Source organism: Arthrobacter sp. 05L421 (assembly GCF_056397785.1).
On the sequence record NZ_JBFTOC010000012.1, the window covers coordinates 47,921 to 61,293 of the forward strand.

At 67.0% G+C, this 13,373-nt stretch carries 14 protein-coding genes; 11 read left to right on the forward strand and 3 right to left on the reverse strand.

Annotation, left to right across the window (positions count from 1 at the left end; all coding sequences use genetic code 11):
• The first annotated feature begins 10 nt into the window (after positions 1-10).
• Positions 11-1,543, forward strand: coding sequence for an amino acid permease (locus AC1DKQ_RS14545; RefSeq protein ID WP_476919381.1), 1,533 nt, complete (start codon positions 11-13; stop codon positions 1,541-1,543).
• A complete protein-coding gene (locus tag AC1DKQ_RS14550; protein WP_476919382.1) occupies positions 1,540-3,237 on the forward strand; it encodes a flavin monoamine oxidase family protein in 1,698 nt (565 codons plus the stop codon). Before AC1DKQ_RS14545 ends, AC1DKQ_RS14550 begins: the two co-directional genes overlap by 4 nt.
• Before the next feature lie 52 nt (positions 3,238-3,289).
• On the opposite strand, the gene AC1DKQ_RS14555 is transcribed toward AC1DKQ_RS14550, so the two are convergent.
• From AC1DKQ_RS14555 to purU, 3 genes are all read right to left on the reverse strand, one after another.
• Positions 3,290-3,811, reverse strand: a complete 522-nt coding sequence (locus tag AC1DKQ_RS14555) for a gamma carbonic anhydrase family protein (protein WP_476883796.1) — start codon at positions 3,809-3,811, stop codon at positions 3,290-3,292.
• A gap of 91 nt (positions 3,812-3,902) precedes the next feature.
• Entirely contained in the window at positions 3,903-4,316 is a 414-nt protein-coding gene (locus AC1DKQ_RS14560; RefSeq protein ID WP_476919383.1) for a class I SAM-dependent methyltransferase, read from the reverse strand.
• Positions 4,317-4,337: 21 nt separating this feature from the next.
• The gene (gene purU / locus AC1DKQ_RS14565) at positions 4,338-5,198 is read right to left on the reverse strand and encodes a formyltetrahydrofolate deformylase (protein WP_476883794.1); all 861 of its coding nucleotides are present in this window, start codon (positions 5,196-5,198) and stop codon (positions 4,338-4,340) included.
• A gap of 325 nt (positions 5,199-5,523) precedes the next feature.
• Here purU and glyA point away from each other — a divergent pair, with 325 nt between their 5' ends.
• The 9 genes from glyA to trpS all read left to right on the forward strand — a co-directional run bounded on the left by glyA (position 5,524) and on the right by trpS (position 13,369).
• The gene (gene glyA / locus AC1DKQ_RS14570; RefSeq protein WP_476919384.1) at positions 5,524-6,822 is read left to right on the forward strand and encodes a serine hydroxymethyltransferase; all 1,299 of its coding nucleotides are present in this window, start codon (positions 5,524-5,526) and stop codon (positions 6,820-6,822) included.
• Between the two features lie 3 nt (positions 6,823-6,825).
• Positions 6,826-7,749 carry a bifunctional methylenetetrahydrofolate dehydrogenase/methenyltetrahydrofolate cyclohydrolase gene (locus AC1DKQ_RS14575; RefSeq protein ID WP_476883792.1) on the forward strand — a complete coding sequence of 308 codons (924 nt, stop codon included), beginning with the start codon at positions 6,826-6,828 and terminating at the stop codon, positions 7,747-7,749.
• 196 nt (positions 7,750-7,945) lie between these two features.
• Positions 7,946-8,893: an ABC transporter ATP-binding protein gene (locus AC1DKQ_RS14580; RefSeq protein WP_476883791.1), complete on the forward strand. Its 948-nt coding sequence runs from the start codon at positions 7,946-7,948 to the stop codon at positions 8,891-8,893.
• Positions 8,894-8,903: 10 nt separating this feature from the next.
• Complete coding sequence (locus tag AC1DKQ_RS14585) at positions 8,904-9,776, forward strand: ABC transporter permease (protein ID WP_476919385.1); 873 nt, start codon at positions 8,904-8,906, stop codon at positions 9,774-9,776.
• Positions 9,773-10,621 (forward strand): ABC transporter permease, encoded by an 849-nt coding sequence (locus AC1DKQ_RS14590; RefSeq protein ID WP_476883789.1) that lies wholly within the window; start codon positions 9,773-9,775, stop codon positions 10,619-10,621. Before AC1DKQ_RS14585 ends, AC1DKQ_RS14590 begins: the two co-directional genes overlap by 4 nt.
• Positions 10,566-10,775 (forward strand): VOC family protein, encoded by a 210-nt coding sequence (locus AC1DKQ_RS14595; RefSeq protein WP_476919386.1) that lies wholly within the window; start codon positions 10,566-10,568, stop codon positions 10,773-10,775. The genes AC1DKQ_RS14590 and AC1DKQ_RS14595 overlap by 56 nt, the downstream gene beginning before the upstream one ends.
• A 74-nt stretch (positions 10,776-10,849) precedes the next feature.
• Positions 10,850-11,419, forward strand: coding sequence for a hypothetical protein (locus AC1DKQ_RS14600; RefSeq protein ID WP_476883787.1), 570 nt, complete (start codon positions 10,850-10,852; stop codon positions 11,417-11,419).
• 10 nt (positions 11,420-11,429) lie between these two features.
• Positions 11,430-12,263, forward strand: a complete 834-nt coding sequence (locus AC1DKQ_RS14605) for an exodeoxyribonuclease III (RefSeq protein ID WP_476919387.1) — start codon at positions 11,430-11,432, stop codon at positions 12,261-12,263.
• 17 nt (positions 12,264-12,280) lie between these two features.
• Positions 12,281-13,369 carry a tryptophan--tRNA ligase gene (gene trpS, locus AC1DKQ_RS14610; RefSeq protein ID WP_476919388.1) on the forward strand — a complete coding sequence of 363 codons (1,089 nt, stop codon included), beginning with the start codon at positions 12,281-12,283 and terminating at the stop codon, positions 13,367-13,369.
• The last annotated feature ends 4 nt before the right edge of the window (positions 13,370-13,373 follow it).

A 13,373-nucleotide genomic window follows, 5' to 3' on the forward strand; every position in this document is an offset into this window, starting at 1 on the left:
GACGTCAACGATGACTGTGCCAACTCTGATCGGGGAACGCCCGCGGGCCGCCGCCGGCCGTCCCGGGCTCGCCGCCCAGCTGATGCGCCGCAAGCCGATCGGGCAGCTGGTCAGCGAGGCCGAAGACGGGCACGGCGGCACGCGGCTGGTCCGCAGCTTCGGTGTGCTCCAGCTGACCATGATCAGCGTCGGCGCCACGCTCGGCACCGGCATCCTGGTGGTCCTGGGCGAATCGGTGCCACTCGCGGGCCCGGCCATCTGGATCTCCTTTGCCATTGCCGGGCTCGCTGCATTGCTCTCTGCCGTGTCCTATGCGGAGATGGCCGGACTGGTCCCGGCCGCCGGGTCCAGCTACTCCTACACCTACGCCACCATGGGCGAGGGCATGGCCTGGATCTGCGGCTGGTGCCTGGTGCTGGAATACGCCGTCTCCGTGGCCGCCGTCGCGGTCGGCGCGGGCCAGTACGTCAACGAGGCCCTGGCTGTCTTTGGCCTGGCCCTTCCGGACGCCATGTCCCAGCCGCCGGGAGCCGGCGGGTTGCTGAATGTGCCGGCAATCGTCATTGTGGTCCTGGCCATGGTGCTGCTGGTCCGCGGTGCCAAGGAGAGCGCCTGGATCAACACGGCGATCGTCCTGGTCAAGATCGGCATCCTGCTGTTCTTCTGCGCAGTGGCCTTCACCGCCTTCAACGGCGGACACTTTGAACCCCTCATGCCGATGGGCGCCGCTGGCGTCTCGGCCGCTGCCTCCCGGGTTTTCTTCTCCTACATCGGCTTCGACGCCGCCTCCACGGCCGGCGAGGAAGCCCGCAACCCCAAGCGCGACCTCCCGCGGGCCATCCTGCTCTCCATGCTGATCGTCACCAGCATCTATGTCCTCGTGGCCGTCGCAGCCATCGGCGCCCGCCCGTGGGGCTGGTTCGACGGCACCGAGGCTGCCCTCGTGAAAATCCTCGAGGAAATCACCGGCCAGCCGTGGGTTGGCCTGGTGTTCGCCGTCGGCGCCGTGCTCGCCATCGCCAGCATCGTGCTGACCGTCCTCTACGGGCAGACCCGGATCCTGCTCTCGATGTCGCGCGACGGCTTGGTTCCCAGGGTGTTCGGCCGGGTTTCGGCGCGCACCGGCACACCGGTTGCCGGAACCCTGATCGTGGGCACCGCCGTCGCACTGACTGCCGGCCTGGTGCCGCTGGGCGCCCTCGCGGACGCCACCAGCATCGGCACGCTGTTCGCGTTTGCCCTGGTCAACGTGGCGGTCATCCACCTGCGGCGGACCCGGCCCGAGCTCACGCGCAGCTTCCGCGTCCCGCTCTTCCCGCTGACACCGATTCTCGGTGCCCTCATGTGCGCCTACCTCATGGCCAACCTCGGCGCCGAGACCTGGGCGGTCTTCGGTGTCTGGATGCTCGTGGGCCTGGCCGCGTACTTCGGCTACGGACGGAAGAACTCCAGGGTGGCGGCCCTGAGCCACGAGGAATACCGTGAACTTTCAACCCACCAACCCGCCAACACCACCCAGGAACTGAAGGCAGAGACCTCATGACCACCGCCACCGAACTGCCGGCCCCCAAACCGGCTTCCATCCCGGCCGAGGCGCCCATCACCATGCTGAATCCGGATTTCCCGTTCAGCTACGACCACTACCTCGCCCACCCCGACGGCCTGGGCTCGGTGCCGCCCGAACTGTACGGGACGGAGGTCGCCGTCGTCGGTGCCGGCCTGTCCGGGCTGGTCACCGCCTATGAACTCATGAAGCTGGGCCTGCGGCCGGTGGTCTATGAAGCCGACAGGATCGGCGGCCGGCTGAGGACCGCCAGCTTCCCGTCCGCGCCGGGCATCGTGGCCGACCTCGGCGGCATGCGGTTCCCAGTCTCCGGCAAGGCCTTCTACCACTATGTGGACCTGCTCGGGCTTCAGACCCAGGAGTTCCCCAATCCGCTGGCGGCTGCCACCTCCAGCACGGTGATCGAGCTCGCCGGCCAGAAGCACTACGCCGAGACGGCCGCGGATCTTCCGCCGTTCTTCCTCGAGGTGGCGGACGCGTGGAAGGCGGCCGTGAACGACGGCGCCCGGTTCGCCGAAATGCAGGAAGCGATCCGGGCCCGGGACACCAGCCGGATCAAGGAACTATGGAACGCTCTGCTCCCGGAGCTGGACGAGCAGACCTTCTACGGCTTCATCGCCGGCAGCGACTCCTTCAAGGCAGCCGGCTTCGCCCATCGCGAGGCGTTTGGGCAGGTGGGCTTCGGCACCGGCGGCTGGGACACTGACTTCCCCAACTCCATCCTTGAAATCCTCCGGGTTGTCTACACCGACGCCGATGACCAGCACCGGCTCATCGCCGGCGGCGCGCAGCGGCTCCCGGAGGCGCTGTGGGAGCATGCGCCGTCGGGCATGGCCCACTGGCCGGACGGCACGTCCCTGGCATCCCTGCACGCCGGTGCCCCGCGGGGCGCGGTGGAACGCATCGCCCGAGACGGCAGCGGCGACTTCCGGATCCGCGAACGCTGGGGACGGGAATCCGCGTACCCGGCGGTGGTGACCACGTGCCAGTCGTGGCTGCTCTCGACGCGGATCCACACCGACGAATCCCTGTTCCCCGCGGAACTGTGGACGGCGATCGAACGCTCCCACTACATGCAGTCCTCCAAGACCTTCGTCATGGTGGACCGGCCGTTCTGGAAGGACATCGACCCGGAAACCGGCCGCGAGGTCCTGTCCATGACGCTGACCGACAGACTGAACCGGGCCACGTACCTGCTGGACAACGGTCCGGACCAGCCGGCCGTGATCCTGCTGTCCTATACCTGGAACGACGACGCGCTGAAGTGGCTGTCACTCGACGCGGACGAGCGGGCGGAACTCATGCTGCACTCGCTGGAGCAGATCTACCCCGGCGTCGACATTGCCAGCCACATCGTGGGCCAGCCGATCACGGTCTCCTGGGAGGCCGACCCCAACTTCATGGGCGCCTTCAAGGCCAACCTGCCAGGACATTACCGGTACCAGCAGCGGCTCTTCACCCACTTCAAGCAGGACGGGCTGCCGGCCGAACAGCGCGGGATCTTCCTCGCCGGGGACGACGTCTCCTTCACCGCGGGCTGGGCCGAAGGCGCCGTCACCACCGGCCTGAACGCGGTCTGGGGTGTGGTCAACCACCTCGGCGGCCGGACCCTGACCGGGAACCCCGGACCGGGCGAACTGCTGGCCGAGCTGGGTCCGATCGCCCTGGACTGAGCGGCGCGAACGGTCAGTCCGGAGGAGCCAGTCGCGCTCTTGCGGGCGCTCCTCAGGCGTTGTGGAGTTCGCGGTGCGCGCGCGCCAGTTCCTGGTAGTGGGCGGCGTTGTGCTGGACGCCCGCGAACTCCTCGTCGCTGAGCTCGCGCCGGACCTTGGCCGGAACTCCGGCGACGAGGGAGCGGGGCGGGATGACAGTGCCTTCCAGCACCACAGCACCGGCGGCGATGAGGGATCCGGCGCCGATCACGGCTCCGTTGAGGATGGTTGCGCTCATGCCGATCAGGCAGTCATCCTCAACCGTGCAGCCGTGGACCACGGCGCTGTGGCCCACGCTGACCCGCGCGCCGACCGTGCAGGGGAAGCCGGGGTCCGCGTGCAGCACCACGTTGTCCTGCAGATTGCTGCCGGCGCCCACACTGATGGCGGCGGTGTCGGCGCGGACGGAAACGCCGTAGAAGGCGCTCGAGTTCTCGGCCAGGGTGGCATTGCCGATCACGGATGCCGTGGGCGCGATGAAGGCGGAGTCATGGACGGCCGGGGCGGTGCCGGCGAATGCGTAGAGGGGAGCCATGCCCCCAGCCTAGGACACCTCCCGGCCCAACTAGCTCGCAGCAGGGGCCGTTTTGAGCGCCCAAAACGGCCCCTGCTGCGAGCTAGTTGGGTCAGGCGGGGGAGCGGAGGACCGTGAAGCCCTCGCCGCGGCTGCGCGGGTCGGGGACGGGGAATACGACGGCGATTGGCGCGCCGGGTTCGGCCACCCGGCCAAGTTCGCGGACGACGTCGTCCCAATCCTCGGGGGGCAGGCCTGACAGTGCGTCCATCGCCCACACCGAGGAAAACGCGGCGTCGGCGAACGGCAGCGATGCCGGGCCCGCCACGGAGGCCTCCAGCCCGTGAGCCCGGGCTATGTGGATGTTTTCCTCGGACCGGTCGACGCCGATGAAATGGATGCCGGACTGCACAAAGTGCAGCCCGTCGGCGCCCTGTCCGCAATCCAGCCCCAGTACTGCGTGCCGGCCCTCGTTCTTCAGCATCGCCACGAACGATTCGAGCCGGTCCCTGCGGGTGGAGTCCATAGCTCTAGTGAAGAACCGGTTTCAGTTAAAGACAACCGTCCGGTTGCCGTCGAGCAGGACGCGGTGTTCAGCATGCCACTGCACGGCCTGGGCAAGGGTACGGCCCTCCACGTCGCGGCCCATCTGGACGAACTGCTCGGCGGTGCGCCGGTGGTCCACCCGGATCACTTCCTGCTCGATGATCGGTCCCTCATCCAGGGCGGCCGTGACGTAGTGCGCCGTGGCGCCGATGAGCTTCACCCCGCGGGCGTGCGCCTGGTGGTAGGGCTTGGCCCCCTTGAAGGAGGGCAGGAACGAGTGGTGGATGTTGATGGCCTTGCCCGTGAGGTCGTTGCAGAGCTCGTCAGAGATGATCTGCATATACCGGGCCAGGACTGTGAGTTCGATGTCGTGCTCCTTCATCAGCACGCGGAGGGCGTCTTCGGCCTGGATCTTGGTGTCCGGGGTGACCGGGATGTGGTGGAACGGGATGCCGTAGAACTCCGCCAACCCCTCGAGGTCGCGGTGGTTGGACACGATGGCCGGAATCTCGATCGGCAGGGTGCCGGAGCGCTGCAGGAACAGCAGATCGTTCAGGCAGTGTGCCGAGGTGCTCGCCATCAGCAGGGTGCGGACCTTCCGGCCGGCGGGGTTGAGGCTCCACTGCATCCCGAAGGCCTGCGCCACGGGCTCGAGCGCCGCCTGCAGCTCCGCCTGGGCGGCCGCCGTCGTCGCCTCCACCCGCATGAAGAACGTGCCGGTGCCCTGGCTGCCGTACTGCTGGGAGTCTGTAATATTGCAGCCCGCCACCAGCAGGGCTCCGGCGACGGCGTGCACGATGCCGGGCCGGTCCGGGCAGGACAGGGTCAGGATGTAGGAGGCAGTCAGGTTTACGTCAGTCACGAGGACCAGCCTACCTGCGCTTCAGGGGCAGTTCTGAAAGGGTTTTGGTAGTGTTAACCCGTCGCAACTGGCGTTGGATGGCTAACCATCAGGGAGCGGCACTCACGAAGACCACGGATCGTACGCCTGGGCCGAGGGTCATGTCTTACCGGTCGGCAGCAATCACCGCTGCCGTACCGTTGCTGGCGCCCGCGCGGGGTGTCAACTGCCGCTGTCGCGGTCCGCTGCCAGTTCTGCTGGCAAGGAGCGCGTAATCATAGGCGGTGCAACGGGCCAGCCGGTAGCCTGACCAATAGCCGTACCCGTTGCCTACCAGGAGTTCCTCGTGACTACTACTACCGCCACCTCAGCCGCCGTGAGCAACCAGCCGCTGGCCGAACTCGATCCGGAAATCGCCGCCGTACTGGCCCAGGAACTGGGCCGCCAGCGCGGCACCCTGGAAATGATCGCTTCCGAGAACTTCGCTCCGCGCGCCGTGATGGAAGCGCAGGGCTCCGTCCTGACCAACAAGTACGCCGAGGGCTACCCGGGACGCCGCTACTATGGCGGCTGCGAATATGTCGACGTCGCCGAGCAGCTGGCGATCGACCGGGTCAAGGAACTCTTCGGCGCCGAATACGCCAACGTGCAGCCGCACTCCGGTGCGCAGGCCAACGCCGCCGCACTCGCCGCCATGATCACCCCGGGCGACAAGATCCTGGGCCTCTCCCTGGCCCACGGCGGGCACCTCACCCACGGCATGAAGCTGAACTTCTCCGGCAAGCTCTACAACGTGGCCGCCTACCAGGTCGAGGAAGGCGACTTCCGGATCGACATGGACAAGCTGCGCGAGCAGGCCATCGCCGAAAAACCCCAGGTGATCATCGCCGGCTGGTCCGCCTACCCGCGGCACCTCGATTTCGAGGCGTTCCGCTCGATCGCCGACGAGGTCGGCGCCCTGCTCTGGACCGACATGGCGCACTTTGCCGGCCTCGTCGCCGCCGGACTGCACCCGAGCCCGGTCCCGTACTCCGACGTCGTCACCTCCACGGTGCACAAGACGCTGTCCGGCCCGCGCTCCGGCGTGATCCTGGCCAAGCAGGAATGGGCCAAGAAGCTTAATTCCGCGGTGTTCCCCGGCCAGCAGGGAGGCCCGCTCATGCACGTGATCGCCGCGAAGGCCGTGGCCTTCAAGATCGCCGGCACCGAGGAATTCAAGGAGCGCCAGGAACGCGTGCTTGAAGGTGCCAAAATCATCGCCGAGCGCCTCGGCCAGGCCGACGTCGCCGAGGCCGGCGTCTCGGTCCTGACCGGCGGCACCGACGTGCACCTGGTCCTGGTGGACCTGCGCAACTCCCAGCTGGACGGCCAGCAGGCCGAGGACCTCTTGCACTCGGTGGGCATCACCGTGAACCGCAACGCGGTACCGTTCGACCCCCGCCCGCCGATGGTCACCTCCGGCCTGCGCATCGGCACCCCGGCCCTGGCCACCCGCGGCTTCGGCGCCGGGGAGTTCACCGAGGTCGCGGACATCATCGCCACGGCGCTCAAGTCCGGAGCCGCCACGGAAATCGAGGCCCTGCAGGCCCGCGTGGACAAGCTCGCCGTCGACTTCCCGCTGTACCCGCAGCACGAGCAGTGGTAGGCCATGACTTCTGCTAAGACTGCAAGAACAGCGCAGATCCTTGACGGCAAGGCTACCGCCGCCGCCATCAAGGCCGAGCTGACCGGGCGCGTGGCCGCACTCAAGGCCAAGGGCATCACTCCCGGACTGGGCACCATCCTGGTGGGCTCCGATCCCGGCAGTACCTGGTACGTCGGCGGCAAGCACAAGGACTGCGCCGAGGTGGGCATCACGTCCATCCGCCGCGACCTGCCGGAAGAGTCAACACAGGAAGAACTGCTGGCCGTGGTCCGGGAACTCAACGAGAACCCGGAGTGCACCGGCTACATCGTCCAACTGCCCCTGCCCAAGCACATCGACCAGGACGTCATCCTGGAGGCCATGGACCCTGAGAAGGACGCCGACGGCCTGCACCCGATGAACCTGGGCCGGCTGGTGGCCAACGTCAGCGGACCCATGAAGTCCCCGCTGCCCTGCACGCCCAAGGGCTGCGTGGAACTGCTGACCCGGCACGGGATCGACCTCAAGGGCAAGCGCGTCCTCGTGGTGGGCCGCGGCGTCACCATCGGCCGCCCGGTGGGGCTGCTGCTGACCCGCAAGGACGTCAACGCCACGGTCATCCTGGCGCACACCGGAACGGTGGACCTGCCGGCAGAACTGCGGCAGGCCGACGTCGTGATCGCCGCCGCCGGGCAGCCGCACATGATCAAGGCCGGGGACCTGAAGCCCGGCGCGATCGTGCTCGACGTCGGGGTCAGCCGGGTGGACGACGGCAGCGGCAAGGCCGTGGTCACCGGAGACGTTGACCCCGCCGCGGCCGACGTCGCCGCCTGGCTCTCGCCGAACCCCGGGGGAGTGGGCCCCATGACCCGCGCCATGCTCCTCGCCAACGTGGTGGAAACCGCTGAACGCCACTTGGCAGAGGGCGGCGACTCCGGAGTCGCCTGAGGGGCCGAATAAAGTGTCCCGCGCGGTGGTTGAGCCTTGTATGCAGGCTCAACCACCGCAGGGTTCGGCACGTTTCTTTGCCGCCGGGCATAACGGATCGGATACGTCCGGCGTTTTTACGAAAAGACTCTTTCATAGTTTGCGGGGATCCACTACCGTAGTGCGGGTGTCCGAACTTGCCGCTAAAGAATCGCCCGTGACCAGCCCCTCCGACGCCGCTCCGCAGTACGTCATCACCGCCGAAAACCTCACCAAACGCTACGGCGACGTCACCGCCGTCGACGGCATCACCTTCCGTGTTCCCGCCGGGGAAGCCTTCGGCCTGCTGGGCCCCAACGGCGCCGGCAAGTCCACCACGATGAAGATGATCGGCGGGGTTTCGCAGCGCACGTCCGGCAGTCTGAACATCATGGGCCTGGACCCCGAACAGCACGGGCCGGAAGTCCGCGCCCACCTGGGCGTGGTCCCGCAGCAGGACAACCTGGACGAGGAACTGAAGGTCCGGGACAACCTGCTGGTATACGGGCGCTACTTCGGCCTGCCCATGAGCTACCTCAAACCCAAGGCCGACGAGCTGCTTGAATTCGCCCAGCTCACCGACAAGGCCAAGTCCAAAGTGGACGCCCTCTCCGGCGGCATGAAGCGCCGCCTGACGATCGCCCGCTCGCTCATCAACGAGCCCCGGATCCTGCTGCTGGACGAGCCGACGACGGGTCTGGACCCGCAGGCGCGGCACATCCTCTGGGACCGGCTGTTCCGGCTCAAGGAACAGGGCGTCACCCTGATCCTCACGACGCACTACATGGACGAGGCGGAGCAACTGTGCGACCGCCTGATCGTGGTGGACAAAGGCAAGATCATGGCCGAAGGATCGCCGGCCAGCCTGATCCGGGAATACTCCACCCGGGAGGTCCTGGAACTGCGCTTCGGCTCGGAGCGCAATGCAAGCGTCGGCGCGGAGCTCGAAGGCATCGGCGAACGCCTCGAGACCCTGCCGGACCGGGTGCTCATCTACGCCCACGACGGCGAGGCCGCCCTGGAGCAGGTCACCGCCCGCGGCCTGCGGCCCGTCACCTCGCTGGTCCGGCGTTCCTCGCTCGAAGACGTCTTCCTGCGCCTGACCGGCAGGAGCCTCGTTGATTAAGAAAGCGGAGTTGACTAAGAGCGAGCCGCTGACAGTACAGGCGGGTACGACGGCGGCACCGGCCTTGCGCGCGCACTCGCCGGAAGTCTCGGCCGCCCGCGCCCGCCGCTGGGGCGCCTTCTTCTACGCCGAGCAGGTACTGCGCGTCATGAAGGGCTACGGCTGGACCATCGTCATGTATGGCGTGGGCCAGCCCGTGGCCTACCTGTTCGCGATGGGCGTTGGCCTGGCCACGCTGGTCCAGGCCAACGGTGCCGGCGTGTTCGGCGGGGTCAGCTACCTGACGTTCATCGCGCCGGCCCTGCTGATCTCCGCGGCCGTCATGACGGCCGCCAACGAGTTCACTTTTCCCGTCATGGACGGTTTCAAATGGCGGCGCGTCTACTACGGCCCCCACGCCTCGCCCTTGACCCCGGAACAGATCGCCGGCGGCCACATCATCGCTGTGACCCTGCGGTTCCTGCTGCAGTCGGCCATCTACTTCGCCGTCGTCGCTCTGTTCGGCGCCGCACCCGGGGAATGGGGCTGGGTATCGATCCTGGTCGCCACGCTCGCCGGCCTGTCCTTCGGCCTGCCGCTCATGGCCTACGCCGCCACCATCAAGGAGGACCGTGGCCAGTTCGCCATGGTCATGCGGTTTATCGTCATGCCGCTGTTTCTGTTCTCTGGAACGTTCTTCCCGCTGGACACGCTCCCGCTCGGCGTCCGCTGGATCGGCTGGATCTCACCGATCTGGCACGGAACGGAACTTGGCCGGGTGGTCAGCTACGGGTATGAGGAAGAGCCGTGGCTCACCATCGTCCACCTCGTCTTCCTGTTGGTCCTGGCGGCTGCCGGCTGGGTCCTGACCAAACGCCAGTTCGCCAAAAGGATGGCCTCATGAGCGTGCTGACTGGAAGTTTCAACGCAGGGGACCACAGCGTCACGGAGGCCGCACGCAATCGGCGCTTCGGGCCCATCTACTCCCGCAACGTCCGCGCCGTCGTCGCCCGCGGGCTCATGGCCACTAAAAGCAGCAACTGGATGGTCATGGCCTCCGGGTTCTTCGAACCCGTGCTGTACCTGATCTCCATGGGCGTGGGACTGGGCGCGATTGTCGGATCAGTGCAGGGCCCGGGCGGGCAGGAGATCAGCTACGCCGCGTACATCGCGCCGGCGCTGCTGGCCGTGTCCGCCATGAACGGCGCCGTCTATGACTCCACCTGGAATGTCTTCTTCAAGATGAACTTCGCCAAGCTCTACCAGGGCATGCTCTACACCTCGCTGGGGCCGCTGGATGTCGCCATGGGCGAAATCTTCCTGGCCCTGCTGCGCGGGGCCATGTACGCCACCGGCTTCACCGCCGTGATGGGCGTGATGGGCCTCATCACCACGCCCTGGGCCATCCTGATGATTCCGGCCTCGGTGCTGATCGCCTTCGGGTTCGCGAGCTTCGGCATGGGGATCACGAGCTTCATGAAGACGTTCCAGCAGATGGACTGGATCAACTTCGTGATGCTGCCGATGTTCCTCTTCAGCGCCACGTTCTACCCGCTCAGCGTCTACCCGCAGACCATCCAGTGGCTCATCCAGGCCATGCCTCTCTGGCACGGCGTGGAACTGCTGCGCCAAATCAGCGTGGGAGTCTTCACCCCGGCCACCGCTGTGCACGTCGGCTACTACCTCGTCATGATTGCCCTCGGCGTCCTGCTCACCACCAGCCGCCTGCGCAAGCTGTTCCTCAAGTAGGCATCCTTCGCACGTGGACGTGCTCGTTGCGGACCTCGACGTCGCCGAAACCGAGGTTCTCCGGCTCAGCGCCAAGAGCCTCGACGCCGGCACTGACACCTTCCGCGTCTACACGGATCCCAGCGGCCACCCGTCCTGCCTGGTGTTGACCTAGGCCAAGTCTGGGCGCGGCGTTCGCCCGGGGTGGAAGCGCAGCGGCCGGCTGGCCCGGTTTGCGATAATGGGCTCATGCAATCTCTGGGTAGCTCCTCATCCACGTCCAACGACACCACGGCCCGGGGCCGGTTCTCCATGCTCCGCATCAGCGGGCCTGGGCTGCTGGTCTTCATCATCGCGTTCGTGGTGGCCGTGATTTTCGCGGCGAACCAGAACGACGTCGTGGGCTGGATCGTGGCGATCATCGCCGGCTTCTGGCTGGCGCTGGCCTCCTTCGTGGTGTTCAGCATCCAGAAGGCCGCCAAGAAGGCCGGGGCCAGGCTGAACGAGGCCCAGAACGCCTTCAACGCCGCGGCCGGGCGGCCGCCGGCAGCAGGCAGCGCTGATCACGGCGGCACCCGCGTGGTCAGCGAACGCCGCGAATCGGACGGCGTCCGCGACATGAAACTCGACCACTCCTTCAAGATCGTCCAGGTCCAGGTCCGGGTGGTCGAACAGGAGCGCGCGAAGGGCGAAGCAGCGGACCGCGACACGATCAGCCGCGCCCTGGAGACTATCGAAATCACCGCCACCAACGCGCGGGACATGATCAAAGCCTCGGGCGACGGCGACGCACCCGTTAGCGGAACCATCATCGACTAGAGTGGATCGGGTGAGCTCGGCATTGAAGAAGGACCACCTTCGCATCGCATCAGTCAACGTCAACGGCCTACGTGCCGCCTACAAGAACGGCATGGCGGAGTGGCTTGAGCCGCGCGAGGTCGACATCCTGTGCCTCCAGGAGGTCCGCGCGCCCGATGCGATCGTCCAGCAGCTGCTCGGCGAGGGTTGGTACATCCTTCACGCCGAAGCCGAGGCGAAGGGCCGGGCCGGCGTTGCCATCGCCTCGCGCGAAGAGCCCATCGCCACCCGGGTCGGGATCGGCGATGACTTCTTCGCCACCACCGGACGCTGGGTCGAGGCGGACTACATCGTGCGGGATGAGGACGGGCAGGCCTCACAGCTGACGGTCGTGAGTGCCTACGTGCACTCGGGCGAGGTCGGCACTCCCAAACAGGATGACAAGTTCCGCTTCCTCGACGTCATGATCAACCGCCTGCCCGAACTCGCCAAGCACAGTGACCATGCGCTGGTGGTGGGCGACCTCAACGTCGGCCACACGGAGCTGGACATCAGGAACTGGAAGGGCAACGTCAAACGCGCCGGCTTCCTGCCGGAGGAGCGGGCCTATTTTGACCGCTTCTTCGGCGAAGAAATCGGGTGGAAGGATGTTCACAGGGGCCTGGCGGGTAACGTCGACGGCCCCTACACTTGGTGGTCGCAACGGGGCCAGGCCTTCGACAACGACACCGGCTGGCGCATCGATTACCACATGGCCACGCCCGCTCTCGCTGCTGCCGCAGTGTCAGCCGTTGTTGACCGGGCAGCGTCCTGGGACACACGCTTCTCCGACCACGCCCCGCTGGTAGTGGACTACCGGCTCTAGTCTTAAGGCTTCCACGAATGACCACCACTTCTACCGTGACCGACGCTCAGTCTGCCGCCGGCAAGGCCGCTCCGCCGGCCACCGCGGCCCGGCACCGCATCCTTTCCGGCATGCAGCCCTCCGCGGACTCCCTGCACCTGGGCAACTACCTCGGCGCCCTCGTGAACTGGGTCCGGATGCAGGACGAGTACGACGCCGTCTTCTTCATCCCGGACCTGCACGCGATCACCGTTCCGCAGGATCCCGCCGAGCTGGCCCACCGCACGAGGGTGACGGCCGCGCAGTACATTGCTGGCGGCGTGGACGTGGACAAGTGCACGCTGTTCGTTCAGTCCCAGGTGCCCGAGCACGCCCAGCTCGCGTGGGTCCTGAACTGCATCACTGGTTTCGGCGAGGCGTCCCGGATGACCCAGTTCAAGGACAAGGCCCACAAACAGGGCTCGGACCATGCCAGCGTCGGACTGTTCACCTACCCCATCCTGCAGGCCGCGGACATCCTCCTGTACCAGCCGCAGGGTGTCCCGGTGGGCGAGGACCAGCGTCAGCACGTGGAACTGAGCCGTGACCTGGCCCAGCGGTTCAACTCCCGCTTCGGGCACACGTTCACGGTGCCCCAGCCCTTCATCCAGAAGGAATCCGCCAAGATCTACGACCTGCAGCACCCCACCGGCAAGATGTCCAAGTCGGCCGAGTCGCCGGCCGGCCTGATCAACCTGCTGGACGATCCCAAGGTCACCGCCAAGCGGATCAAATCGGCCGTGACGGATGCGGAGACGGAAATCCGCTTCGACCGTGAGGCGAAGCCGGGCGTGTCCAACCTGCTGACCATCTACTCGGCCATCAGCGGGCAAAGTGTCGACGAGCTCGTCACCGCGTATGAGGGCAAGATGTACGGGCACCTCAAGGCGGACCTCGCCGAGGTGGTCACGGAGCACCTGACCCCGATCCGGAACCGTGCCAAGGAGCTCCTGGACGATCCCGCGGAGCTGGACCGGCTGCTGGCCCTCGGCGCGGACAAGGCCCGGGAGATTGCCTCGGTCACTCTGCGCGACGTCTACGCCAAGGTGGGTTTCCTGCCGTACGCCGGCGCCCAGGGAGTCCGCTAGGTCA